Source organism: Streptomyces sp. MH60 (genome assembly GCF_002939385.1).
Taxonomy (GTDB): Bacteria; Actinomycetota; Actinomycetes; order Streptomycetales; family Streptomycetaceae; genus Streptomyces.
In genome coordinates this window covers 112,339-137,208 of the sequence record NZ_MULI01000006.1, presented here as the reverse complement: position 1 = coordinate 137,208, position 24,870 = coordinate 112,339, and the positions used below count along the sequence as shown (strand labels likewise).

At 72.9% G+C, this 24,870-nt stretch carries 20 protein-coding genes and 1 pseudogene; 11 read left to right on the top strand and 10 right to left on the bottom strand.

What is annotated here, in order from left to right:
* The first annotated feature begins 59 nt into the window (after nucleotides 1-59).
* On the top strand, nucleotides 60-1,559 hold the full coding sequence (locus BZZ08_RS06970) for a 3' terminal RNA ribose 2'-O-methyltransferase Hen1 (RefSeq protein WP_104631242.1): 1,500 nt from the start codon (nucleotides 60-62) through the stop codon (nucleotides 1,557-1,559).
* Nucleotides 1,556-4,162: a polynucleotide kinase-phosphatase gene (locus BZZ08_RS06965; RefSeq protein ID WP_198601329.1), complete on the top strand. Its 2,607-nt coding sequence runs from the start codon at nucleotides 1,556-1,558 to the stop codon at nucleotides 4,160-4,162. Before BZZ08_RS06970 ends, BZZ08_RS06965 begins: the two co-directional genes overlap by 4 nt.
* Nucleotides 4,163-4,165: 3 nt before the next feature.
* Here BZZ08_RS06965 and BZZ08_RS06960 read toward each other — a convergent pair whose 3' ends face one another.
* A complete protein-coding gene (locus BZZ08_RS06960; RefSeq protein ID WP_104631241.1) occupies nucleotides 4,166-5,491 on the bottom strand; it encodes a cation:proton antiporter in 1,326 nt (441 codons plus the stop codon).
* 294 nt (nucleotides 5,492-5,785) lie between these two features.
* Here BZZ08_RS06960 and BZZ08_RS06955 point away from each other — a divergent pair, with 294 nt between their 5' ends.
* The 3 genes and pseudogenes from BZZ08_RS06955 (at nucleotide 5,786) to BZZ08_RS06945 (ending at nucleotide 9,641) form a co-directional block, all read left to right on the top strand.
* Nucleotides 5,786-7,009, top strand: coding sequence for an arginine deiminase (locus BZZ08_RS06955; RefSeq protein WP_198601328.1), 1,224 nt, complete (start codon nucleotides 5,786-5,788; stop codon nucleotides 7,007-7,009).
* A gap of 67 nt (nucleotides 7,010-7,076) precedes the next feature.
* Nucleotides 7,077-8,084, top strand: coding sequence for an ornithine carbamoyltransferase (gene argF / locus BZZ08_RS06950; RefSeq protein WP_104631239.1), 1,008 nt, complete (start codon nucleotides 7,077-7,079; stop codon nucleotides 8,082-8,084).
* A gap of 103 nt (nucleotides 8,085-8,187) precedes the next feature.
* Nucleotides 8,188-9,641 (top strand): annotated as a pseudogene (locus BZZ08_RS06945) (amino acid permease).
* Here BZZ08_RS06945 and BZZ08_RS06940 read toward each other — a convergent pair.
* Nucleotides 9,598-10,041 (bottom strand): ATP-binding protein, encoded by a 444-nt coding sequence (locus BZZ08_RS06940; RefSeq protein WP_104631238.1) that lies wholly within the window; start codon nucleotides 10,039-10,041, stop codon nucleotides 9,598-9,600. The pseudogene BZZ08_RS06945 and the gene BZZ08_RS06940 sit on opposite strands and share 44 nt — an antisense overlap.
* Nucleotides 10,042-10,214: 173 nt before the next feature.
* On the opposite strand from BZZ08_RS06940, the gene BZZ08_RS06935 reads away from it, so the two are divergent.
* Nucleotides 10,215-11,042 (top strand): enoyl-CoA hydratase family protein, encoded by an 828-nt coding sequence (locus BZZ08_RS06935; RefSeq protein WP_104631237.1) that lies wholly within the window; start codon nucleotides 10,215-10,217, stop codon nucleotides 11,040-11,042.
* A 4-nt stretch (nucleotides 11,043-11,046) separates the two neighbouring features.
* On the top strand, nucleotides 11,047-13,479 hold the full coding sequence (locus BZZ08_RS06930) for a bifunctional salicylyl-CoA 5-hydroxylase/oxidoreductase (RefSeq protein ID WP_198601327.1): 2,433 nt from the start codon (nucleotides 11,047-11,049) through the stop codon (nucleotides 13,477-13,479).
* Here BZZ08_RS06930 and BZZ08_RS06925 read toward each other — a convergent pair.
* From BZZ08_RS06925 to BZZ08_RS06915, 3 genes are all read right to left on the bottom strand, one after another.
* Entirely contained in the window at nucleotides 13,467-14,378 is a 912-nt protein-coding gene (locus tag BZZ08_RS06925; RefSeq protein WP_104631236.1) for a sulfotransferase family protein, read from the bottom strand. The genes BZZ08_RS06930 and BZZ08_RS06925 overlap by 13 nt on opposite strands.
* A gap of 83 nt (nucleotides 14,379-14,461) precedes the next feature.
* The gene (locus BZZ08_RS06920) at nucleotides 14,462-15,307 is read right to left on the bottom strand and encodes a PaaX family transcriptional regulator (RefSeq protein ID WP_104631235.1); all 846 of its coding nucleotides are present in this window, start codon (nucleotides 15,305-15,307) and stop codon (nucleotides 14,462-14,464) included.
* Nucleotides 15,308-15,322: 15 nt separating this feature from the next.
* Nucleotides 15,323-17,005 carry an AMP-binding protein gene (locus BZZ08_RS06915; RefSeq protein ID WP_104631234.1) on the bottom strand — a complete coding sequence of 561 codons (1,683 nt, stop codon included), beginning with the start codon at nucleotides 17,003-17,005 and terminating at the stop codon, nucleotides 15,323-15,325.
* Nucleotides 17,006-17,168: 163 nt separating this feature from the next.
* Between BZZ08_RS06915 and BZZ08_RS06910 the strand changes: the two genes are divergently transcribed.
* From BZZ08_RS06910 to BZZ08_RS06900, 3 genes are read left to right on the top strand one after another with little or no spacing between them, the layout of a single operon-like run.
* Nucleotides 17,169-18,467, top strand: coding sequence for an acyl-CoA dehydrogenase family protein (locus BZZ08_RS06910; RefSeq protein WP_104631233.1), 1,299 nt, complete (start codon nucleotides 17,169-17,171; stop codon nucleotides 18,465-18,467).
* Nucleotides 18,464-18,862: a RidA family protein gene (locus BZZ08_RS06905; protein WP_104631232.1), complete on the top strand. Its 399-nt coding sequence runs from the start codon at nucleotides 18,464-18,466 to the stop codon at nucleotides 18,860-18,862. The genes BZZ08_RS06910 and BZZ08_RS06905 overlap by 4 nt, the downstream gene beginning before the upstream one ends.
* A gap of 27 nt (nucleotides 18,863-18,889) precedes the next feature.
* Nucleotides 18,890-19,717 carry an alpha/beta fold hydrolase gene (locus BZZ08_RS06900; protein WP_104631231.1) on the top strand — a complete coding sequence of 276 codons (828 nt, stop codon included), beginning with the start codon at nucleotides 18,890-18,892 and terminating at the stop codon, nucleotides 19,715-19,717.
* 65 nt (nucleotides 19,718-19,782) lie between these two features.
* Here BZZ08_RS06900 and BZZ08_RS06895 read toward each other — a convergent pair whose 3' ends face one another.
* Nucleotides 19,783-19,992: a DUF5999 family protein gene (locus BZZ08_RS06895; RefSeq protein ID WP_104631230.1), complete on the bottom strand. Its 210-nt coding sequence runs from the start codon at nucleotides 19,990-19,992 to the stop codon at nucleotides 19,783-19,785.
* 239 nt (nucleotides 19,993-20,231) lie between these two features.
* Here BZZ08_RS06895 and BZZ08_RS06890 point away from each other — a divergent pair, with 239 nt between their 5' ends.
* Entirely contained in the window at nucleotides 20,232-20,675 is a 444-nt protein-coding gene (locus tag BZZ08_RS06890) for a DUF6299 family protein (protein ID WP_104631229.1), read from the top strand.
* Between the two features lie 142 nt (nucleotides 20,676-20,817).
* Here BZZ08_RS06890 and BZZ08_RS06885 read toward each other — a convergent pair whose 3' ends face one another.
* From BZZ08_RS06885 to BZZ08_RS06865, 4 genes are all read right to left on the bottom strand, one after another.
* On the bottom strand, nucleotides 20,818-21,663 hold the full coding sequence (locus BZZ08_RS06885; RefSeq protein ID WP_104631289.1) for a DUF2637 domain-containing protein: 846 nt from the start codon (nucleotides 21,661-21,663) through the stop codon (nucleotides 20,818-20,820).
* Nucleotides 21,664-22,167: 504 nt separating this feature from the next.
* Nucleotides 22,168-22,956, bottom strand: coding sequence for an OBAP family protein (locus tag BZZ08_RS06875; protein ID WP_104631227.1), 789 nt, complete (start codon nucleotides 22,954-22,956; stop codon nucleotides 22,168-22,170).
* A gap of 57 nt (nucleotides 22,957-23,013) precedes the next feature.
* Nucleotides 23,014-23,718, bottom strand: a complete 705-nt coding sequence (locus BZZ08_RS06870) for a GNAT family N-acetyltransferase (protein WP_104631226.1) — start codon at nucleotides 23,716-23,718, stop codon at nucleotides 23,014-23,016.
* Between the two features lie 81 nt (nucleotides 23,719-23,799).
* On the bottom strand, nucleotides 23,800-24,657 hold the full coding sequence (locus tag BZZ08_RS06865; RefSeq protein WP_104631225.1) for a LysR family transcriptional regulator: 858 nt from the start codon (nucleotides 24,655-24,657) through the stop codon (nucleotides 23,800-23,802).
* Nucleotides 24,658-24,870 lie beyond the last annotated feature (213 nt).

Here is a 24,870-nt window from a genome sequence, read left to right as displayed (position 1 = left end):
TCCCGCACGTACGGCGCCAGCAGTCGTCCCCCGCACCGCCGACCCGGCCGGAGAGGCCCATGTTCCTGACCGTCACCACCACCGGTACCCCCGAGCACCCCGCGACCGACCTCGGTTTCCTGCTGCACAAGCATCCGGACAAGGCGCAGGCGTTCTCCACCTCCTTCGGCACGGCCCACGTGTTCTACCCGGAGGCGGCGGAACAGCGCTGCACGGCGGCGCTGCTGCTGGAGGTCGACGCGGTGACGCTGGTCCGGCGCGGCAAGGGCAAGGGCCGCGGCGGCGCCCCCGACGCGGCACTCGCGCAGTACGTCAACGACCGTCCGTACGCGGCCTCGTCCCTCCTCGCCGTCGCGCTGAGCAACGTCTTCTCCAGCGCGCTGCGCGGCGTGTGCAGGACCCGCCCCGAACGCGCCGCCCGGCCGCTGCCGCTGCGCGTCGAGATCCCGGCGCTGCCCGCCCGCGGCGGCCCCGGCCTGGTACGGCGCCTGTTCGAGCCGCTCGGCTGGGCGGTCGCCGTCGAGGCCGTGCCGCTGGACACCCGGTTCCCCGAGTGGGGCGACTCGCGCTACGTCCGGCTCGTGCTGGAGTCGCAGACCCTCACCCTCTCGAACGCCCTGCGCCACCTGTACGTCCTGCTCCCGGTGCTCGACGACGCCAAGCACTACTGGGTGTCCCCGGACGAGGTCGACAAGCTGATGCGGTCCGGCGAGGGCTGGCTGCCCCGCCACCCGGAGCAGAAGCTGATCACCAGCCGCTATCTGTCCCGCCGCTGGTCCCTGACCCGCGAGGCGATGGACCGGCTGGAGCTGATCCGGCTGGCCGAGGCCGACGACAGCGAGGTCGAGGAGATCGACAACGCCGTCGAGGCGGACGCCGAGCAGGAGCCCAGGCCGACCCCGCTCGCCGTGCACCGCCGCGAGGCGATCCTCACCGCCCTGCGCGAGAACGCCGCCGCCCGCGTCCTCGACCTCGGCTGCGGCGAGGGGCACCTGGTGCGCGAGCTGCTCAAGGAGCCGCGCTTCACCGAGATCGTCGGCGTGGACGTGTCGGTGCGCGCGCTCACCATCGCCTCCCGGCGGCTCAAGCTGGACCGCATGGGCGAGCGGCAGGCCGCGCGCGTCCGGCTCTTCCAGGGCTCCCTCGCCTACACCGACAAGCGGCTCAAGGGCTACGACGCCGCCGTGCTCAGCGAGGTGATCGAGCACCTCGACCTGCCGAGGCTGCCCGCCCTGGAGTACGCCGTCTTCGGCTCGGCACGCCCCCGCACCGTCGTCGTGACCACGCCCAACGTCGAGTACAACGTGCGCTGGGAGAGCCTGCCCGCCGGTCACGTCCGCCACCGCGACCACCGCTTCGAGTGGACCCGCGAGGAGTTCCGCACCTGGGCCGGGACGGTCGCCGAACGGCACGGCTACGGCGTGGAGTTCCGTCCCGTCGGCCCCGACGACCCCGAGGTGGGCCCGCCCACCCAGCTGGCCCTGTTCACCCTCGGGACCACCAACGAGACCCCGACCGCGACCCCGACCGCGACCGAGAAGGAGGCGAAGGCCGCATGAGCACCGCGGACACCACCGGCACCACCGAAGGCACCACCGTGCGGGCCCGCGCCCTGCCCGTCACCGACCTCTCCCTCGTCGTGCTGGTCGGCGCCTCCGGCTCCGGCAAGTCCACCTTCGCCCGGCGCCACTTCAAGCCGACCGAGGTCATCTCCTCCGACTTCTGCCGGGGCCTGGTCGCCGACGACGAGAACGACCAGAGCGCCAGCCGCGACGCCTTCGACGTCCTGCACTACATCGCGGGCAAGCGGCTCGCCGCCGGCCGCCGCACCGTCGTCGACGCGACCAACGTGCAGCAGGACGCCCGGCGTCAGCTGATCGACCTGGCCAGGAAGCACGACGTGCTGCCCATCGCCATCGTCCTCGACGTGCCCGAGCAGGTCTGCGCCGAGCGCAACGCCACCCGCGCCGACCGCGCCGACATGCCCCGCCGGGTCATCCAGCGCCACACCCGCGAACTCCGCCGCTCCCTGCGCCACCTGGAGCGCGAGGGCTTCCGCAAGGTGCACGTCCTGCGTGGCGTGGCGGAGGCCGAGCACGCCACCGTCGTCACCGAGAAGCGCTTCAACGACCTCACCCACCTCACCGGGCCCTTCGACATCGTCGGCGACATCCACGGCTGCGCCGCCGAGCTGGAGACCCTGCTCGCCAAGCTCGGCTACACCGACGGCGTCCACCCCGAGGGCCGCACCGCCGTGTTCGTGGGCGACCTCGTCGACCGCGGCCCGGACAGCCCCGGCGTGCTGCGCCGCGTGATGTCCATGGTCAGGTCGGGCAACGCGCTGTGCGTGCCGGGCAACCACGAGAACAAGTACGGCCGCTTCCTGAAGGGCCGCAACGTCCAGCAGACCCACGGGCTCGCCGAGACCGTCGCGCAGATGGACGGCGAGAGCGAGGAGTTCCGCGCCGAGGTACGGGAGTTCATCGACGGCCTGGTCAGCCACTACGTCCTCGACGGCGGCCGGCTCGTGGTCTGCCACGCAGGGCTGCCCGAGAAGTACCACGGCCGCACCTCCGGCCGGGTCCGCAGCCACGCCCTGTACGGCGACACCACCGGCGAGACCGACGAGTTCGGCCTGCCCGTGCGCTACCCGTGGGCCGAGGACTACCGGGGCCGCGCGGCGGTGGTCTACGGCCACACCCCCGTCCCGGAGGCCACCTGGCTGAACAACACCGTCTGCCTGGACACCGGCGCCGTCTTCGGCGGCAAGCTCACCGCGCTGCGCTGGCCGGAGCGCGAGCTGGTCGACGTACCCGCCGAGCGGGTCTGGTACGAGCCGGCCAAGCCGCTGCGGACCGAGGCGCCCGGCGGACACGACGGCCGTCCGCTGGACCTGGCGGACGTCCAGGGCCGCCGGACGGTGGAGACCCGGCACGCCGGGCGGATCACCGTGCGCGAGGAGAACGGGGCGGCGGCCCTGGAGGTCATGAGCCGCTTCGCCACCGACCCCCGCCTGCTGCCGTACCTCCCGCCGACCATGGCACCGACCGCCACCTCCGGGGTGGACGGCTACCTGGAGCACCCGAAGGAGGCCTTCGCGCAGTACGCGGCCGACGGCGTCGCGCGGGTGGTGTGCGAGGAGAAGCACATGGGCTCGCGGGCGGTGGTCCTGGTCTGCCGCGACGCGGACGCGGCCCGCGCCCGCTTCGGGGTCGGGGGCACCTCCCGTTCGGGCGCGGCCGAGAGCGGGGGAGGCCCCACCGGGTCCCTCTACACCCGTACCGGCCGCCCCTTCCTCGACGACGCCGCCGTCACCGAGGAGATCCTCGGCCGGCTGCGCACCGCGATCGGCGAGGCCGGCCTGTGGGACGAGCTGGCCACCGACTGGCTGCTCCTCGACGCCGAGCTGATGCCCTGGTCGCTCAAGGCCTCCGGCCTGCTGCGCTCCCAGTACGCCGCGGTGGGCGCCGCCTCCGGCGCGGTGTTCCCGGGCGCGCTGGCCGCGCTGGAGGGGGCCGCGGCGCGCGGGGTCGAGGTAGGGGACCTCCTCGGCCGCCAGCGCGACCGGTCCGCCGACGCGGCCGCCTTCACCGACGCCTACCGCCGCTACTGCTGGCCCACCGACGGCCTGGACGGCGTCCGCCTGGCCCCGTTCCAGATCCTCGCCGTCCAGGGCCGCAGCCTGGCCGCGCTGCCGCACGACGAGCAGCTCGCCCTCATCGACCGGCTCGTCGAGCACGACGGCAGCGGCCTGCTGCAGACCACCCGCCGCCTGTACGTCGACACCGGCGACCCCGAGTCGGTGGCGGCCGGGACCGACTGGTGGCTGGAGATGACCGGCCGCGGCGGCGAGGGCATGGTGGTCAAGCCCGTCGGCGCGCTGGTACGGGACGACAAGGGCCGTCTGGTGCAGCCCGGCATCAAGTGCCGCGGCCGCGAGTACCTGCGGATCGTCTACGGCCCCGAGTACACCCGCCCGGACCACCTCGCCCGGCTCAGGCACCGGTTCCTGAACCACAAGCGGTCCCTGGCGATCCGCGAGTACGCCCTCGGCCTGGAGGCCCTGGACCGCCTCGCCGACGGCGAGCCGCTGTGGCGGGTGCACGAGGCGGTGTTCGGCGTGCTGGCCCTGGAGTCGGAGCCGGTGGACCCGCGGCTGTGACCCTCACTCGCCTCGTCCCGGTCCCTCGGCACCGCCCTCGGCGGCCGCGTACGGCTGCACCGCGGTGGCGCCGGGGGCCGGTGCCGCGGGGCGGTCGCGTGCCGCCAGGTGGCGGGTCAGCACGAGGAGCGGCTGGGTCAGCAGGGTCGTGGTGAGCGCCATGAACACCAGGACCGTGTAGAGCGGCGCGCTGACCAGCCCCGCCTCCAGGCCGGCGTTGAGCGCGATCAGCTCGGTCAGGCCCCGGGCGCTGAGCAGCACCCCGACGGTGCGGGCGTCGTGCCGGTCGAGACCGCCGAGCCGGGCCGCCACCAGCCCGCTGCCGACCTTGGTGGTGACCGCGAGCACCGTCACCGCCAGCAGCACCGTCCAGCCGGTGCCGGTCATGCTGTTCAGGGCCACGGACTGCCCCGAGAGCACGAAGAAGAACGGCAGCAGCAGGGAGCTGATCTCGTGCAGCGGGCGCAGCAGATCCGGATCGAGGGTGCCGCCCTCCTCCCGCGGAGTCACCAGACCGGCCAGCAGCGCCCCGAAGATCACGTGCAGCCCCAGCCAGTGCGTCACCCAGGCCGACCCGAGGGCGAAGCCGATCAGCAGCGCCAGCCGCAGCGAGGGCTCCAGGCGCGTCCGCCACAGCAGTCTGCGCAGCACCGGCCGGGCCGCGAGCGCCATCACGGTGACGAAGCCGACGGCGAGCGCCGCCCGCCACGGCCAGTCCAGTGCCGCCTCGCCCGCCCCGCCGTCGAGCATCGCGCCCGCCAGCACCGTCCAGCACACCGCGTCCAGGACCCCGGCCGCCGAGACCGCCACCACCCCGGGCACGGTGCGGGTGAGGCCGTTCTCCCGCACGATCGCGGTCAGCACGGGCACCGCCGTTATCGACAGGGCGACGCCCGCGAACACCACCGCGGCGGTCGACGGTTCCCGCCCGCCGCCGAGGTCGCGCAGCGTGTCCCGGAACAGCAGGGCGGCGCCGCACCCCACGGCCATCGGCACCACGAACGAGGCCAGGGCCACGGTCACCGAGACCCGCGCCCGGTCGCCGAGGATCTTCAGGTCCAGCTCGTATCCCACCGCGAACAGGAACACCACCAGGGAGAACTGGGAGAACCCGGTCAGCGCCGGGCCGATGGCCGCCGGGAAGAGGTCGTCGTACGCCTGTGGGGCGAGGCTGCCGAGGAGGGAGGGGCCGAGGGCGATGCCCGCCGCCAGCTGGCCCACGATGTAGGGCTGCCCGAGCCGCCGGGCCAGCCCGCCGCCCGCATGCGCGGCGACCAGGATCAGAGCCGATGCGCCCACCAGGTGGGCGATCAACGCGTCAGGACTCAAAGTGTCTCCGCACGCTCCGGTGTCCGATGCCGGCCTCGTCGGGAGCCGGCCGGCACTGCCAACCAACCTCCACAGGATGGGCGCGGCCCGGCGTCGCATCGCAGGTCGTACACCGGCCCCCGCCCGGAGCACGGGAAGCACGGAAGGCGGCCGTCCTCATACGGTGCACCGGTGTTCGCGCGGCGGGCTTCGCTGCGCCCGAGGGGCGCGTCCCGTCCCGCGCGTAAAGGACCCGAGCGCACGGGTCCGCGGAAGCGGGGGGTGAACAGGCGCCCGAGTGGTCAGGATGGAGGCATGGGATTCCAAGTCGACTCCGAAGCCGGGCGGCTCACCCGCGTCATCCTGCACCGGCCGGATCTCGAGCTCAAAAGGCTCACCCCCAGCAACAAGGACGCCCTTCTCTTCGACGACGTGCTGTGGGTGCGCCGGGCGCGCGCCGAGCACGACGGGTTCGCCGACGTGCTCCGCGACCGCGGGGTGGCGGTGCACCTCTTCGGCGACCTGCTCACCGAGACCCTGGACGTCCCGGCCGCCCGGCGGCTCGTCCTGGACCGGGTCTTCGACGAGAAGGAGTACGGAGTGCTGGCCACGGACCACCTCCGGGCCGCCTTCGAGACGCTGCCGGCCCACGAGCTGGCCGAGTGGCTGGTCGGCGGCATGACCAAGCGGGAGTTCCTGGACGCGCACCCGGAGCCGACCTCCGTGCGCTTCCACGCCATGGAGCTGGACGACTTCCTGCTCGGCCCGCTGCCCAACCACCTCTTCACCCGGGACACCTCGGCCTGGATCTACGACGGCGTCTCCATCAACGCGATGCGCTGGCCCGCCCGGCAGCGCGAGACGGTCCACTTCGAGGCGATCTACCGGCACCACCCGCTGTTCCGCGACGAGACCTTCCACCTCTGGTCCGAGGGGCAGGCCGACTACCCCTCCACCATCGAGGGCGGCGACGTCCTGGTCATCGGCAACGGCGCCGTGCTCATCGGCATGAGCGAGCGCACCACGCCCCAGGCCGTCGAGATGCTCGCCCACAAGCTGTTCGCCGCCGGGTCCGCCCGGACCATCGTCGCCCTCGACATGCCCAAGCGGCGCGCCTTCATGCACCTGGACACGGTGATGACGATGGTCGACGGCGACACCTTCACCCAGTACGCCGGGCTCGGCATGCTTCGCTCCTACACCATCGAGCCGGGTGCCGGGGAGAAGGACCTGAAGGTCACCGACCACCCGCCGGAGCACATGCACCGCGCGATGGCCGCCGCCCTCGGCCTCGGCGAGATCCGGGTCCTCACCGCGACCCAGGACGTGCACGCGGCCGAGCGCGAGCAGTGGGACGACGGCTGCAACGTCCTGGCCGTCGAGCCGGGCGTCGTCGTCGCCTACGAACGCAACTCCACCACCAACACCCACCTGCGCAAGCAGGGCATCGAGGTGATCGAGATCCCGGGCAGCGAACTGGGCCGGGGCAGGGGCGGGCCGCGCTGCATGAGCTGCCCGGTCGAACGCGCTGCCGTATAAGAATTCGGGATGTCGTATATAGTTCCAGAAGTTCCCCGTTCTCGTCCCGTACCTCTGGAGCGCCCTCATGGCGACAGTCCCGACCGCCCTCGCCGGCCGCCACTTCCTCAAGGAGCTGGATTTCACCGCGGAGGAGTTCCGCGGCCTGGTCGAGCTGGCCGCCGAACTGAAGGCCGCCAAGCGGGCCGGGACCGAGACGCGGTACCTCACCGGCCGGAACATCGCGCTGATCTTCGAGAAGACCTCGACCCGCACCCGCTGCGCGTTCGAGGTCGCCGCCGCCGACCAGGGCGCCTCGACCACGTACCTCGACCCGGCCGGCTCCCAGATCGGCCACAAGGAGTCCGTGAAGGACACCGCGCGGGTGCTGGGCCGGATGTTCGACGGCATCGAGTACCGCGGTGACAGCCAGGCCAAGGTCGAGGAGCTGGCGGCCTTCGCGGGCGTCCCCGTCTACAACGGCCTCACCGACGACTGGCACCCCACCCAGATGCTCGCCGACGTGCTCACCATGACCGAGCACAGCGACCGCCCCCTGCGGGAGATCACCTTCGCCTACCTCGGCGACGCCCGCTTCAACATGGGCAACTCCTACCTGGTCACCGGCGCCCTGCTCGGCATGGACGTGCGCATCGTCGCCCCGAAGGCCTACTGGCCCGCCCAGGAGGTCGTCGACCGGGCGCACCGGCTCGCCGGGGCCGGCGGGGCACGCATCACCCTCACCGAGGACGTGGCCGAGGGGGTGCGCGGCGCCGACTTCGTGGTCACCGACGTCTGGGTCTCCATGGGCGAGCCCAAGGAGGTCTGGGCGGAGCGGATCAAGGCCCTCGCGCCCTACGCCGTGACCATGGACGTCCTGCGCGCCACCGGCAACCCCGACGTCAAGTTCCTGCACTGCCTGCCCGCCTTCCACGACCTGGGCACCAAGGTCGGCCAGGAGATCTTCGAGGCCCACGGGCTCGACTCCCTGGAGGTCACGGACGAGGTCTTCGAGTCGGAGCACTCGGTCGTCTTCGACGAGGCGGAGAACCGCCTGCACACCATCAAGGCCGTCCTCGTGGCCACGCTGGCCTGACCAGGACCGTTATCCTGACCGGCGGCTCCGGAGCCACCCCTTCCGGCGCCGCCCGCGCGACCACCGTCGCGCCCCGCACCACCAGAAACGAGCACCACCCGCCATGCCCGCTTCCCGCGTCAAGTCCCCCCACCTGCTCGTCGCCGAATCCGGCGCCGACCGCGAAGGCCACGGCCTGAAGCGCACGATGGGCCTGTTCCAGCTCGTCTGCTTCGGCGTCGGCGCGATCGTCGGCACCGGCATCTTCGTCGGCCTGTCCGACTCCGTCGCCGAGGCCGGCCCGGCCGTCGTCGTCTCCTTCGTCCTCGCCGCGATCACCTGCGTGTTCACCGCGTTCGCCTTCGCCGAGCTGGGCGGCGCGATCCCGGTCTCCGGCTCCTCGTACTCCTTCGCCTACGCCGGGCTCGGCGAGCGGACCGCGTTCCTCGTCGGCTGGTGCCTGCTCCTGGAGTACGGCGTGTCGGTCTCGGCGGTCGCGGTCGGCTGGAGCCAGTACGTCAACGAACTGCTCGACAGCGTCCTCGGCGTCCAGCTCCCGCACGCCCTGTCCGCGAGGGACCCGGCGACGGCGGCGCCGTCAACCTGCCCGCGGTGATCGTCATCGCCCTGGCCTGCGTGCTCTTGGTGCGCGGGGTACGGGAGAGCGCCCGCGCCACGGCCGCCATGGCCGTCCTGAAGCTGGCCGTCCTGCTCGCCTTCTGCGCCATCGGCTTCTCCGCCTTCCAGGACGGCAACCTCACCCCGTTCTCCCCGGCCGGCCTCGGCGGCATCGGCGCCGGAACCACCGCCGCCTTCTTCTCGTACATCGGTTTCGACGCCATCACCACCGCCGGTGAGGAGGCCAAGAACCCGCGCCGGGACATCCCCGTCGCGATCCTGGTCTGCATCGGCCTGGTCACCCTGCTGTACTGCGCGGTCGCCGTCGCCGCGATCGGCGCCGTCGGCGGCGACCAGGTCGGCGGCCGGCCCGCCGCGCTCTCCTACGTCGTCGACCGGGTCACCGGCTCGGCGATCGGCGGCGGTGTGGTCGCCTTCGGCGCGGTCGTCGCCATCGCCTCGGTGGTGCTCGCCGTGATGTACGGCCAGACCCGCATCCTGCTGTCGATGTCCCGGGACGGACTGATCCCCCGGGTCTTCGAGAAGGTCTCCCCGCGCACCGCGACGCCCGTCGCCGGCACCCTGATCGTCGGCGCGGTCTTCGCCCTCCCGGCCGCCTTCGCCCCGCTCGACGCGGTGGTCAACCTGTGCACCATCGGCACCCTCGCCACGATGGCCGCCGTCAACGTCTCGGTGATCACCCTGCGCCGCCGCGAACCGGGCCTCGCCCGCACCTTCCGCGTCCCGCTGTACCCGGCGACCCCGCTGCTCGGGGTCGGCTTCTGCCTGTACCTGATGTACGAGACGGGCGGCGCCACCTGGCTCCAGTTCGCGGTGTTCCTCGCGGTGGGCCTGCTGGTGTACACGGCCTACGGGCGCCGGCACTCCCGCCTGGCCGGGGCCGAGGGCGCGCCCGTCACGCCGGAGGGCGACGCTGAGCGGGTACCGCAGGAAGCCTGAACCAGACCGCCTTGCCCGCCCCGGTGGGCCGGTGGCCGCAGGACGAGCTGAGGGCGCGGATCAGGAGCAGGCCGCGCCCGCCCTCACGCCACGGGTCGGGCGGCTCCATGTCCGGCCGGGTGAGGTCGGCCGGCGGCGACGGGTCCGGGTCGTGCACCTCGACCTGGCAGCCGGTCGGCCGCAGCTCCACCACCAGCTCGATCGGCGTCGGGCCGACCGGCGTGTGCTCCACCGCGTTGGCGACCAGCTCGGCCGTGAGCAGCTCCGCGGTGTCGCCGTCGGCCGTGTGCTCCAGCTCGGCCAGGGCGTTGCGCACCAGGGCACGCGCCACCGGCACGGCCGCGGCGGAGTGCGGCAGCGCGATGCGCCAGGAGGCGGGTGCGGGGGAGTGATCGTGCACGGCAGTCCGTTTCGTGGAGCAGGGGTGTCCTGTCCTGCTTTCAACCTTATGAATGGTACGGCGCCGCCCGGCAGAGCCGTTCGACGGGCGCCCCCGGGACCTTCGGCCCGAGCCGCCGAGCCTTATCGCGTACCCGTGACGACAGTCACAGATGAGTGATAACTTCGAGTGTCATGAGTCCCTTCACCGGCTCCGCCGCTCCCACCCCCGACTGGCGGCACCTGCGTGTCGAGATCACCGACGGCGTCGCCACCGTCACCCTCGCCCGCCCCGACAAGCTCAACGCGCTCACCTTCGAGGCCTACGCCGACCTGCGCGACCTGCTCGCCGAGCTGTCCCGCAGGCGGTCCGTACGGGCGCTGGTGCTGGCAGGTGAGGGGCGCGGCTTCTGCTCCGGCGGCGACGTGGACGAGATCATCGGTGCGACCCTGTCCATGGACACCGCCCGGCTGCTGGACTTCAACCGGATGACGGGCCAGGTGGTGCGGGCGGTACGGGAGTGCCCGTTCCCGGTGATCGCCGCGCTGCACGGGGTCGCCGCAGGCGCGGGTGCGGTCCTCGCCCTGGCCGCCGACTTCCGGGTCGCCGACCCGTCCGCCCGCTTCGCCTTCCTCTTCACCCGGGTCGGCCTCTCCGGCGGTGACATGGGTGCCGCCTACCTGCTGCCCCGCGTCGTCGGCCTCGGCCACGCCACCCGCCTGCTGATGCTCGGCGACACGGTCCGCGCACCCGAGGCCGAGCGCATCGGCCTGATCAGCGAGCTGACCGAGGAGGGCCGCGCCGACGAGGCCGCCCACGCCCTGGCCCGCCGCCTGGCCGACGGCCCCGCCCTGGCCCACGCCCAGACCAAGGCCCTCCTGACGGCCGAGCTGGACATGCCGCTGGCGGCAGCGGTGGAACTGGACGCGTCCACCCAGGCCCTGTTGATGACGGGCGAGGACTACGCGGAATTCCACGCGGCCTTCACGGAGAAGCGCCCCCCGAAGTGGCAAGGGAGGTAGGGAGATGCTGTCAACGCGGGGCGGTGTGCCAACCTCAGGGGCGCGGGGAACCGCGCGAGCAACCACGACGAACCCGCACCCGTCGGACGACCGCAGCCACCCTCACCGCATCGCCGTCGTCGGCGGCGGCCCCGGCGGCCTCTACACCGCCGCCCTCCTCAAACGCCTCGCCCCCGACCGCGAGATCACCGTCTACGAACGCAACGCCCCCGACGACACCTTCGGCTTCGGCGTAGTCCTCTCCGACGAGACCCTCGGCGGCATCGAACACGCCGACCCGGTCGTCTACGAGGCCCTCACTGCACACTTCGTCCGCTGGGACGACATCGACATCGTCCACCGGGGCACCCGTCAGACCTCCGGAGGACACCGCTTCGCCGCCCTCGGCCGCCGCCGCCTCCTGGAGATCCTGCACGAGCGCTGCCGCGACCTCGGCGTGGAGCTCCGCTTCCGTACCGAGGCACCGCCCCCGGACCGCCTCGCACGGACCCACGACCTCGTCGTCGCCGCCGACGGAGTGCACAGTGCCACCCGCGAGGCGTACCGCGACGTCTTCCGGCCGCACCTCACCTCCCACCGCTGCCGCTACATCTGGCTCGCCGCCGACTTCGCCTTCGACGCCTTCCGCTTCGAGATCGCCGAGACCGAGCACGGCGTGATGCAGCTGCACGGCTACCCCTACTCCCGCCCGTCGCCCGGCCACCACCCCTCAACGAGGCCCTGCGGGCGGCAGGATGAAGCCGCCTCGACCGTCATCGTCGAGATGCGCGAGGAGGTCTGGCGGGCGGCCGGTTTCGACGCACTGGACGAGACCGAGTCCACCGCCCGCTGCGCCAAGATCTTCGCCGACGCGCTCGGCGGCCGGCCGCTGCGTTCCAACAAGTCGGCGTGGACCACCTTCCGCACGGTCGTCAACGACCGCTGGTCGCACGGCAACGTCGTCCTGCTCGGCGACGCCGCCCACACCGCCCACTTCTCCATCGGCTCCGGCACCAAACTCGCCGTGGAGGACGCCCTCGCGCTCGCCGCCTGCCTGGAGGAGCAGCCCACCCTCCAGGCGGCCCTCGGCGCGTACGAGGAGGAGCGGCGTCCCGTCGTCGCCTCCACCCAGCGGGCGGCCAAGGCCAGCCTGGAGTGGTTCGAGGACCTGGACCGGTACCTCGGCCAGCCGCCCCGCCAGTTCGCCTTCAACCTGCTCACCCGCAGCCGCCGGGTCACCCACGAGAACCTGCGGCTGCGCGACGCCGGCTTCACCGGCGCGGTGGAGCGCGAGTTCGGCTGCCCGCCCGGCACGCCCCCGATGTTCACCCCGTTCCGGCTGCGCGGCCTGACCCTGCGCAACCGCGTCGTCGTCTCCCCGATGGACATGTACTCCGCCACCGACGGCGTCCCCGGCGACTTCCACCTGGTCCACCTCGGCGCCCGGGCCCTGGGCGGCGCCGCACTGGTGATGACCGAGATGGTGTGCGTCAGCGCGGAGGGCCGCATCACCCCCGGCTGTGCGGGCCTCTACACCGGCCGGCAGAGCGAGGCGTGGCGGCGGATCACCGACTTCGTGCACACCGGCGCGCCCGGCACCGCGATCGGCGTGCAGCTGGGCCACAGCGGCCGCAAGGGCTCGACCCGGCTGATGTGGGAGGGCATGGACCAACCGCTGCCCGACGGCAACTGGCCCCTGGTGGCGCCCTCCCCGCTGCCGTACCGCCCCGGCAGCCAGGTCCCGCGCGAGCTGTCCCGGGCGCACCTGACGGACGTGCGCGAGCAGTTCAGGTCCGCCGCCGTACGGGCCGCCGGGGCCGGCTTCGACCTGCTCGAACTGCACTGCGCCCACGGCTACCTGCTCTCCGGCTTCCTCTCCCCGCTCACCAACCACCGCACCGATGCCTACGGCGGCTCACTGGAGAAGCGGCTGCGCTTCCCGCTGGAGGTCTTCGACGCCGTACGCGAGGTGTGGCCCGGTGAGCGGCCCATGACCGTACGGATCTCCGCCACCGACTGGGCCGAGGGCGGCACGAGTGCCGAGGAGGCGGTGGAGACCGCGCGTGCCTTCGCCGCGCACGGGGCCGACGCCATCGACGTGTCCACGGGCCAGGTCGTCGCCGGTGAACGGCCCGAGTTCGGGCGGTCGTACCAGACGCCGTACGCGGACCGCGTCCGGCACGAGGCGGGCGTCCCGGTGATCGCCGTCGGCGCGATCTCCTCCTGGGACGACGTCAACTCGCTGATCCTGGCCGGCCGCGCCGACCTGTGCGCCCTCGCCCGCCCCCACCTCTACGACCCGCACTGGACCCTGCACGCCGCCGCCGAGCAGGGCTACGAGGGTCCGGGCGCCCCGTGGCCGGCGCCGTACCGGGCGGGCAGCCGCCCACCGCGCACCGGGCGCACCGACGCCCCCAAGCCGAGGCTCACGCTGCACGGCCCGCGTCAGGACGTGTAGCCCCAGGCCGCGCACAGCGGACGCAGCCGCTCGGGGATCTCGTCCTCCCCGGGCAGCGCGCGCCCCGGCTGCACGGTGCCGGTGCGGATGTTCTCGCGCCAGTCGCCCAGTCCCCGGACCAGCTCGGCGCTGCTCTTCCGGCCGTAGTCCAGCATGGCCGGCGCGTAGTCGACGCCGAGGTACGCGCACAGCCGGCGCATCTCGCGCTCGGGGTCGTCGGTGATGTCCTCGTAGCGCACGGTGAAACCGTCGGCGTCCGCCGTACGGGCCTCCTCGACGGCCGTCATGTAGCGCAGTACGTCCGTGACGGCCGTGTCGAGGGGCCGCTTGACGGGGTCGGTCTCGTGCCAGGAACGGGCTGTCGACGCGGGATGGCGCAGCAGGAAGACGAAGCGCGCGTCGGGCCAGCAGTCCTTGAGGCGCCGGTACAGGTACACGTTGGCCGGTGTCTTCTCGACCACGAAGTCCTTGCCCGACCTGGCGAGTTCGCGGTGCAGGACGCGGTCCCACAGCAGGTGCTCCAGGTCGCCGCGCCGCAGGCCGAGGGCGCCCATCGCGCGTTCGGAGAACCAGTTGGCGCAGGTGACCTCCAGCCGGCCGATGTGCAGCTCGTGCGGGGCGTGCAGCCGCGGGTGGGCGCCCAGCACCATGCGCAGCAGGGTGGAGCCGGACCGGATGGACGAGATGATGAAGACGGGTCGTCGCAGCAGCCGTTCGACCGGCAGCTCCTCGGCCGGCGGACATCGGTAGGCGGCCTCCTGCCGCGCCGGGGGTCGCGCGGCGGCGGACTTCTTGCCCTGCTTCCCCTTCGGGCTCCCCTTCGCCGCCTGGGGTGCTCTCCGTACCTGGAGGCCGGTGGTCACGGTGAGGGCCCGGTTCAAGTTGCGTGCGAGACTCATGCGTCCGCACGGTAGGGGCGAAACCTGAGAAGAGGGTCTGAGGAGGCTGAGGGTTCACTGATCCCGGGAGAAGGTGACGTGGTTCACTTCTCGGCGGATGTGGCCGGTCCCATCGCCGCGTAGCGTGCTCCCGCGTCCCGCAGCCGTTCGTGCAGCGCCCGGAAGACGGTCGCCGAGCGCGTGCCGGGCCAGTTCTCGGGCAGCAGCCGGGCGGGCAGTCCGGGGTCCGTGTAGGGCAGATGGCGCCAGGAGTCCAGGGCGAGGAGGTAGTCGCGGTAGGCCTCCTCGGGAGGCGTGTCCGACCGGCGCTCCCAGGCGTGCAGCACGCGCGCGTGGCGGTCGAGGAACGCCTCGTGCTCCTTGGCGATCGCGGCCAGGTCCCACCAGCGGGCCACCGCCTCGGCGGTCGGCGTGAAGCCCAGGTGCTCGCCGCGGAAGAAGTCCACGTAGCCGTCCAGGCCGAGGCGGCCCAGGATGTGCCGGGTCTCCGCGTACAGGCGGGCCGGGGCGATCCACACCCCGGGGGCCGCGGTGCCGAAGCCGAGACCGGCCAGGCGCGAGCGCAGAACGTGCCGCTTCTGGCGCTCCGACTCGGGCACGGAGAACACCGCGAGCACCCAGCCCTCGTCCCCGTGGGGTGCGGTGGCGTAGACGCGCCGGTCCCCGTCGTCCAGCAACTGACGGGCCTCGGCGGAGAGTTCGTAACCGGCCGCGCCCTCAGTCGTACGGGCCGGCAGCAGCAGTCCGCGCCGCTTCAGCCGGGACACCGACGAGCGCACGGAGGGCGCGTCCACCCCCACGGCCGACAGCAGCCGGATCAGCTCGGCGACGGGCACCGGGCCCGGCGCGAAACGGCCGTACGCGCCGTAGAGCGTGACGATGAGGGACCTCGGAGCGTGCTGTACGTGCTGGTCGGACACGTTGATCATCTTATGTCGTCGGCGTCACGCCCGGCCGCCCAGGGGATCCGGACGAGCACCGGGACCGGTGGCGGGGGCGGGGTCCGGACCGGGCGGGTCGAGGAGGCGGTAGCGCTGGAGCTTGCCGGTCGCCGTGCGCGGCAGCGCCTCCAGGAAGACGATCTCCCGCGGGCACTTGTACGGCGCCAGCTCCGCCCGCAGGAACTCGCGCAGCGCGTCCGCGTCCCGCGCGGCCCCCGCCCGCAGCACCGCGTGCGCCACCACGACCTGCCCCCGGCGCTGGTCGGGACGGCCCACCACCGCCGCCTCCACCACGTCGGGGTGCCGCAGCAGCGCGTCCTCCACCTCGGGCCCGGCGATGTTGTACCCGGCGGAGATGATCATGTCGTCGGCGCGTGCCACGTACCGGAAGTACCCGTCGGGCTCGCGGACGTAGGTGTCCCCGGTGACGTTCCAGCCGTCGCGCACGTACTCCCGCTGGCGCGGATCGGCCAGGTACCGGCAGCCCACCGGCCCGCGCACCGCCAGCAGTCCGGGCTCCCCGTCGGGGACGGGTGTGCCGTTCTCGTCCTGCACGCGCGCGTGCCACCCCGGCACCGGAACGCCCGTCGTGCCGGGCCTGATGGCGTCGTCCGCCGCGGAGACGAAGATGTGCAGCAACTCGGTGGCGCCGATGCCGTTGATGATCCGCAGTCCGGTGCGCTCGTGCCAGGCCCGCCAGGTGGCCGCGGGCAGGTTCTCGCCCGCCGAGACGCAGCGCCTGAGGCTGCTCACGTCGTACCCGTCCAGCTCGTCGAGCATCGCGCGGTACGCCGTCGGCGCGGTGAACAGCACCGACACCCGGTGCTCGGCGACGGCCGGCAACAGCTGCCTGGGACCCGCCTGTTCCAGCAGCAGCGTGCTCGCCCCGGCCCGCATCGGGAAGACCACGAGACCGCCGAGCCCGAAGGTGAAGCCGAGCGGCGGGCTGCCCGCGAAGACGTCGTCCGGGCGTGGCGCCAGCACGTGCGCGGAGAAGGTGTCGGCGATCGCCAGCACATCGCGGTGGAAGTGCATGCAGCCCTTGGGCCGCCCGGTGGTGCCGGAGGTGAACGCGATCAGCGCCACGTCGTCCGCGGCGGTGTCGACGGCCCGGTACGGCGTCCCGGGCACCCCACCGGACGACGTACGGCGTCGCAGGTCGTCCGGCGCGTCCCCGCCGTACGTGGTGATGGCCAGACCGGCGATCTCCGCCTTGGCGAGGTCGTCGACGGCCCGGACGTCGCACAGCGCGTGCCGCACCCGCGCGATCTCGCAGATCGCCCGCAGTTCGTGCGGACGCTGTTGGGCCAGCACCGTGACCGCCACCGCGCCCGCCTTCAGCACCGCCAGCCAGCACGCGGCCAGCCACGGGGTGGTGGGGCCGCGCAGCAGCACCCGGTTGCCCGGGACGACACCGAGGTCCCCGGTGAGCACGTGGGCGATCCGGTCGACGCGGTCCCGCAGCCCGCCGTACGTCCAGGTGTCCCCGGACGCGGTGCGGAAGACCGGGCGGTCGTCGGGCGGGCCGGTGAGCAGCTCGGCCGCGCAGTTCAGCCGCGCCGGGTAGCGCAGCTCGGGCAGCTCGAAGAGGAGCTCCGGCCACTGCTCGGGGGGCGGCAGGTGGTCGCGCGCGAAGGTGTCGACGTGGGCGGAGCGGTGCGGGTCCGCGTGGCGCGGATCGGCCATGGCGGTTCGCCCCCTTTGTCGTGGTGGGCTCGCGCAACGAGCGTATCGTGTTGGTGACGGCAGTCAACGGGGCGCGATAACCTCGGTCGTGGCCCGGCGGCCCGTCAGGTGGCCCGTCAGGTGGCCCGTCAGGTGGGCAGGGCGGCAGGGGAAGGAACCGGCGATGACCGCATTCTCGCTCGAACCGGCACAACTCACCTGGTGCGACGAGCTGCGCTCGCTGGCCGCCGAGCGGCTGCGCCCGCTCGCGGAGAAGGGCGAGCCGGGACGCGTCAACCGCGCCCTGGTCGCCGAACTGGGCGCCCTCGGCCTGCTGCCCCGCCTGTTCACCTCGGGCGCGCTCGACCTGTGCCTGATGCGCGAGTCCCTCGCCCACGCCTGCACGGAGGCCGAGACCGCCCTCGCCCTCCAGGGCCTGGGCGCCCACCCCGTGCACGCCCACGGCACTGAGGCCCAGCGCGCCCGCTGGCTCCCCCGGGTGAGCGACGGCACCGCGGTGGCCGCCTTCGCCCTCAGCGAGCCCGACGCGGGCTCCGACGCGGCGGCGCTCTCCCTCCGGGCGGAACCGGAGCACGCGGAACCGGAGGCGGGCGGCGAACCGGAGGCCGGGCGGCCCGCCGCCGAGCAGGCCGAGGACTCCGATGACGCGGTACCGCGCGCCGGGGCGGCCCCCGCCCCCCTGGCCGCCGATGCCGACGGACCCTCCGCCTGGCGGCTCACCGGCGAGAAGTGCTGGATCTCCAACGCCCCCGAGGCCGACTTCTACACCGTGTTCGCCCGCACCACCCCCGGCGCCGGAGCCCGCGGCGTCACCGCCTTCCTCGTGCCCGCCGACCGCCCAGGACTCAGCGGCACCCCGCTCGACATGCTCTCGCCGCACCCCATCGGCGCCCTCGCCTTCGACGCCGTGCCCGTCACCGCGGACGACGTGCTCGGCGCACCGGACCGCGGCTTCCGGGTGGCCATGGACACCCTCAACCTGTTCCGCCCCAGCGTCGGCGCCTTCGCCGTCGGCATGGCACAGGCCGCCCTGGACGCCACCCTCGCGCACACCGCCGCCCGCGACGCCTTCGGCGGCAAGCTGCGCGACCTCCAGGCCGTCTCCCACCAGGTCGCCGAGATGGCCCTGCGCACCGAGGCGGCCCGGCTGATGGTGTACGCGGCGGCGACGGCGTACGACGCGGGCGCGCCGGACGTCCCGCAGCGCGCCGCGATGGCGAAACTCCTCGCCACCGAGACCGCCCAGTACGTCGTCGACAAGGCCGTCCAGTTGCACGGCGCCCGCGCCCTGCGCCGCGGACACCTCCTCGAACACCTCTACCGCGAGGTGCGCGCCCCCCGCATCTACGAGGGCGCGAGCGAGGTGCAGCGCGGCATCGTCGCCAAGGAGCTGTACCGGACGCACCGGACCCACCCGACGCACCGTCCGCAGGACGACAGGACCGAGGAGGCCGGAGCATGACCGCCGAACGGGTCAACCCACCCGAACTGTCCCCGCCCACCGGCTTCTCCCACGCCGTCGTCGCCACCGGCACCCGCGTCGTGTTCCTCGCCGGGCAGACCGCCCTCGACCCCGACGGCAAGGTCACCGGCGACACCCTCCCCGCCCAGTTCGAGCGGGCCCTCACCAACCTCCTCACCGCCCTGGGCGCCGCCGGCGGCACCCCCGCCGACCTTGCCCGCGTCACCGTCTACGCCACCGACGTCGCCGCCTACCGCACCCACGCCGCCGAACTGGGCCGCACCTGGCGCGAGCTGGCCGGCCGCGACTACCCGGCGATGGCGGTCGTGGAGGTCGTACGGCTCTGGGACGAACGGGCCCTGGTGGAACTGGACGGGTTCGCCGTACTGCCGTAACCCGCCCGCGGCCCCTACCATTCCGGCATGCCGGACATCGAACTGAGCGCGGGAACCATCGAGTACGAGGACACCGGCGGCGACGGCCCGGTCGTCGTCCTCCTCCACGGTCTCGTCCACGACTCCACCGTGTGGCGCAAGGTCCTCGCCGACCTGCGCACCGACCACCGGGTGCTCGCGCCGACCCTGCCCTACGGCGCCCACCGGCGCCCGATGCGCCGGCCACCCACCCCCGACCTGGTCATCGAGCTGATCGCCGAGTTCCTCGACCGCCTCGACCTGACCGACGTCACCCTCGTCGAGAACGACTGCGGACGGGCCCAGACGGTGGCCGCGCGGCACCCGGAGCGGCTCGCGCGGCTGGCGCTCGTCGCGTGCGAGGCGTTCGACAACTACCCGCCGGGTCTGCCCGGGAAGCTGATCGGCATCGCCTGCCGGGCCCCCGGCGGCGTGTCCCTGCTGGTGCGCACCCTCGGCCTCAAGCCGCTGCGCCGTCTCCCGGTCGGCATCGGCGCCCTCACCAAGCGGCCCGTGCCGGACGCGGTCGTCGACGGCTGGCTGCGCCCGCTGCGCACCGACCCGGCGATCCGGCGCGACTTCCGCCACTACGGCACCCACGTCCGCCGCGACGAACTGCTCGAAGCCGCCCAGGGACTGCGGAGGTTCGACCGGCCCGCGCTCGTCGTCTGGGCGACCGAGGACCTGATGATGCCGCGCGCCCACGGTCGGCGCCTGGCCGAACTCCTCCCGCAGGGGCGGCTGGTGGAGGTCGAGGACACCCGGACGCTGATCCCCGAGGACCAGCCCGAGCTGCTCGCCTCCCTGCTGCGCGAGTTCGTCGCCGAGAAGCACTGACCCCGCCGACGCCGCCGACTCCGCCGACCCGCCGTACGCGGCCGCGCCCGGCGGCGCGGAAGCGGTCAGGCCGCCATCGCCAGGTGTGCGCCCGGCACCCGGTGCGGGGCGACGACCAGGCCGCCGGGCCGCAGCTCGCCGGTGTCGTCGAAGACGATCGTGCCGTCGCACAGCAGGTTCCACCCCTGCTCCGGATGGGCGGCGACGGTGTGCGCGGTGACGACGCGCGCCTCCAGGGAGTCGGCTGCGGGGCAGGAAGGCCGGTGGGTACACATGGCGCACCTCCACGTCGGGAGACCGTCCCGTCGTCGGGACCGTCGCATGTACAGACGGTGCGCCCGCCGGGAAGTCATCGCCAAGACCCGGGCGGCAAGCGTGACAACACCCGGACAAGTCGGCGACGGTTCCACGACGGCCGACGCGGACTCGCCACCGAAGGGGTGACGGTCACCGCCGTCGGCCCCACCGCCCGGTACCAGTGGAACCCCTCGTTCCGCAATACCGGGAGGTTCCCATGCCCGTACGGTCCACCGCACTCGCCACGGCCGCCGGCGCCGCCCTGCTCCTGCTCGCCGCGCCCGCCGCCACGGCCGCGCCCCACGACGCCCGCCTCGTCGCCGAGTCGGTCACGGTCGACCCGACCGGCCGCATCGCCGCCGACGGCACCGTCACCCTCTCCGGCACCTACCGCTGCACCGGCGGCACCGGCCCGGTCTACGTCAGCTCCACCGTGAGCCAGAGCGACCCGTCCGTCCGGTACGGCGTCGGCGGCACCCGCGCGGTCTGCGACGGCCTGGAGCACCGCTGGGTCAACACCGGCACGCCCGACACGGTCGTGTTCAAGCCCGGCGCGGCCCACGTCGAGGCCACCCTCATGGAGCTGCGCCCCATGGGCATCGTGCCGCTCCCGAGCTTCCACGCCCGGCAGGGACAGGACGTGACCCTGACGGCGGGCTGACCCCCGCGGCGGGCCTTCCGTATCTGTCCGGAGCTGTCCGAACCCGTCCCGGCGCGATCCCCGACGAATTCCGCATTCCCTTTTCCGCACATCCTCCGGAGGGAATGGAAGCCCGTTTCGGTCACCTTTTTTCCGCTCCGGGTCAGGTTCGTTTCCCAGGGCCCGTGCCGGGTCTTGGCGAACGGACGACATTTCGCCGCTGCTGCGGAAGCGACACCGGATCGACGGCCGTCTCGCCCGACGGGTCGTCACCCGGAGTGACCACGGCGCCTTGCCGGTGGCGCGGCACCGCACGCCGGGGCGGACGAGTGAGCGTGATCTGCCGGACGACCTGCTGGAAGCAGACCAGCGAGGCCAGGCCGGGCAGGGCGGCCGCCGCGGCGTCGCTGACGGTTCTGGGCGCCTCCGCGACGCACAGCAGCATCGCGATGGCCGAGAACAGCAGGACGACGGCCCAGGAGTGCACCGCGCGGCGCTGGTGCAGCGCCGACCGCAGCACCGCCAGCGAGGCCACCAGCCAGGGCCCGTAGACCAGCAGCGGCCACCAGGACACGACGCTGCCGCGGGTGCGGGTCACGGCGGCCAGGCGCAACGGTTCATAGGCCACCATGCCGCCGAACAGGGACACGGAGGCCGCGATGACCGCGGCGAGCGCGGCGACGAACAGGCTCGCGGCGCGCAGCCGGCTCACCTTTCTCCCTCTGCGGACCCTGCGGTGACTCGTCGGGGACTCCCTCAACGGGGGCAGCTCCGCCGTGATCTCCTGCAGATTGCTCAGCGGTGTGCCCGGGACGGGTGCGAGCGCCGAGGTGTCCGTCGCGGGGGGAACACCGACCCGGGGCTCCATCGCGTCCTGGAGCAGGAACGCGAGTTCCTCGGCCGGGTCCCAACCGGGTTCGGGCGGGACCAGGGTCTCCTGGAAGGCCGCTTCTGACGCGCGGTGCCGCCCGGTGCCCGTGGTGCGGAACGGACCTTCGCCGTACGGCATGTCGGGGTGAGCGTGTTCTTCGTACACGAGGTGCCGGTCACTCCGCCCGGGTGTACGTCAAGGAGCCCTGCGTACGGCCCCACCGCTCGGCGAGGCCGGTCTCCAACTCGGTCATGACGTCCAGGAAGCGCTGCAGGACGGGCTCGGTCACCCGGAGGGGGACGGGGAGCCCGCCTCTGGTCAGAGTCCCGTCACTCGGTGACGGACAGTGATGTCTGCCGGGCTGGAAGGTGTATGGGCCAAGCGACGTCAATTCCCCGTTTTCCTCGGTCATATCCGAAGTAACGTCTGCCTACTCCGTCGGATGCGCGGCAGTCGAGTGAACGATTCCTGCGATCCTTACCCAATCAAGAATTCACACCGGTCCGGTCGTGGCCCGGTATGAAAAGCGCCGGAACGTCGCGCGAACGGGCGAAAGGCGACGCTCGGCGGCGCGTCCGGGTGACCTTCCAGCGTCTCCGCGCCGGGGCCCCGGGATCGCCTCCACCCTCCTCCACGCGGGGGTCAGCGCTTGAAGTCCCTCTCCTCGATGCGGGTCTGCACCGTCCGGCCGCTTTCCCAGACGTTGGCGCCGGGTGCCACTTCCGGCATGGGGATGTCCGACCGGTTCTCCCGTTTGCGGGCGGTCGAGAGGCCGAGCCTGTCGTCGCGGGCCTGGATCATCTCGTCCGACGCCTGTCCGTCCCCGGTGAAGCCCATCATCAGCTGAGGGATGCCGTACGGGAAGTCGTCGCGGTCGTACTGCCACGTGTGGAAGGTCTTCCCGTATGTGGTCACGAGGTCCTCGAAGTAGGCGTGCTCGGCCAGGTCGGGGATGCCGGGAGCGGTGAGGCTGCCGGACTTGACCTCGTAATGGTGGCTGTGCCACAGCCGCTTCTCGTCCTCGGGCAGGCCGCGGAATCGTTCCTCGCTGATGATGTACTCGATGCCGATCAGACGGGCGTCGGGCGCGTTGCGGTCGAAGATCACGCACTGGTGCAGGTCGTGCTGGAGGTGAATGCAGAAGTGCGTGGCCTCCACCTGCCGTCCCATGTCGTCGGCGTACATGTGGAAGCCGTTGAGGTAGGTGCTCATCGCGTCGAGCGGATACTTCGGCTGCATGGCGCCGGCCGCCAGGTCGAGTGCGCGGTGCTTGAACGGGTGCCCCTTGCCGACCTTGCTGATCGTGGCCACCTTGCGGCCGAACAGGAGTCCGGCCGCGGCCGTCAGGCCCGCCGCGACACCGATGCCGATACTCGCGGCCGGTCCCCGGCGGGAGCCGCGTGCGCGGTGCGTGCCCTGTACGAGTGTCATGGGCGGCGGGTCCCCTGTGCCGGGCGGCCGTAACGCCACCGCCGAAATCGTCAGACGTCAGGGAGTGCGGAAGCCCCGAAAAGTCACCTGCCTGCGGGTCTTGAAGCCGAGCCGTTCGTACAGCGCGATCGCGCCGGTGTTCGTCTCGGCCACGTGCAGGAAGGGCCGTTCGCCGCGGGCCAGGATGCGGGCGGCGAGGGTGCCGACGAGACGGGCCGCGTGACCTTGGCCGCGGGCGCCGGGGGCGGTGCAGACGGCGCTGATCTCGGTCCATCCCGGAGGGCGCAGGCGTTCCCCGGCCATCGCCACCAGGGTGCCGCCCACTCGGACACCCAGGTAGGCGCCGAGTTCGCGGGTGCGCGGCCAGAAGGGCCCCGGCTCGGTCCGCGCGACGAGGTCGAGCATCTCGGGTACGTCGTCCGCGTCCAGTTCGACCACGCGGGCGGCGGCCTGGGATCCCGGTCGGTCGGGGAGGCCGCCCCCGGGCCAGATCATCTGACGGCCTTCGAGGCTGAAGACCGGCTCCCAGTCCGACGGAGGGAGGGCCGGGCAGTCGAACATGTCGGCGAAGGCGCCGGGACCGAGCAGTTCGGCGAGGTCTGCCCAGTCCCTCGCGTCCGGGTCGGTGGACACGGAGGAGAAGGTCGCTACGTCTGCGAGGTAGGTGGCCGCTCGGCCGAGCCGACGTGCGAGATGTGCGTGCCGACCGCCGAGCGACCGACCCACCGGGTCGTCGAGTACCGGGTCGGCGTCGTTCGTCATCGTGCAAGTCCCCTCTACAAGCCTCCGCCCAGTCTCCGGTGGACGCCGAACTGGCGGAACCGGTACGAGTCAACCGCTTCCTCAAGTCGCCCCTGCGGCACCTACAGCGGCGGCGACGAAGGAGGCGACCTGGCTGCGCCGGTCGTCCTGGGCCCACGCGAGGACGAGTGCACTGGTGGGGGCATCGGTTACGGGCCGGTGGACGAGGTCGGGGTGCATGGGCTGGGCCAGCGAGCGCGGCAGGATCGCGACGGTGCGTCCCAGCCTGATCATTTGCAGGGCTTCGGCCGCGTCCGTGACCTCGGGCCCCGGCCTGGCCTCGGGCGCTCCGGTCCAGCCCACGCCCTTCCAGCGCGGCAGGGTCTCCTGGGCGAGGTCGGCGAGAGTGATCTCTGAGCGAGAGGCGAGCCGGTGGTCCGGCGGCAGGATCGCGACACGTCCTTCGACCGCCAGGGTTTCGTGGTCCAGGCCGGTCATGTCGTCGAACGGCGCGTACAGCAGGGCGACATCGGCGCGGCCGTCGCGGACGTAATCGGCGCGGTCGGTGGCTCCGCCGAAGAGGATGTCCACCTGGCGGGCGTCGGGCCGACCGGCGTAAGCGGCCAGGATGCCGGACAGGAGGTTCGCATCACCGCCGGGTTTGATCACCAGGCGAAGATGGCCTTGCTGATCACCGGCCCGGCGGGCCTTCTCGGCGGCAGCGCTGACAGCGTTCAGGGCGTGCCGGCCATGGTGCAGCAGTGCTTCGCCGGCGGGGGTGAGGGCGACGTGCCTGCTGGAGCGCTCCAGCAGCTTCACTCCGAGCCGGGATTCCAAGCGCCGGATCGCTTTGGACAGGGCAGGCTGCGCGATCGCCAGGCAGGCCGCGGCGCGACCGAAGTGCAGTTCCTCGGCGACGGCGACGAAGTACTCCAGCTCGCGGGTCTCCAGCTCGGCCATGCCGCAAGACTAGCGGCCGATCCATTGCCGACAGGCATGGAACGAGAACGAATAGATCTTGGACGGACCCGGAAAATCACTGTGCCGTGGAGGCATGATGCACCACACCGCCTGCACCGTCACCCGCGTCGCCGCGCAGCAGCACGACACCGGGGACCACCACTCGCTCGTCGGCGCCATTCCCTTCCCCGAGCCCAACGGCCACGACCACGT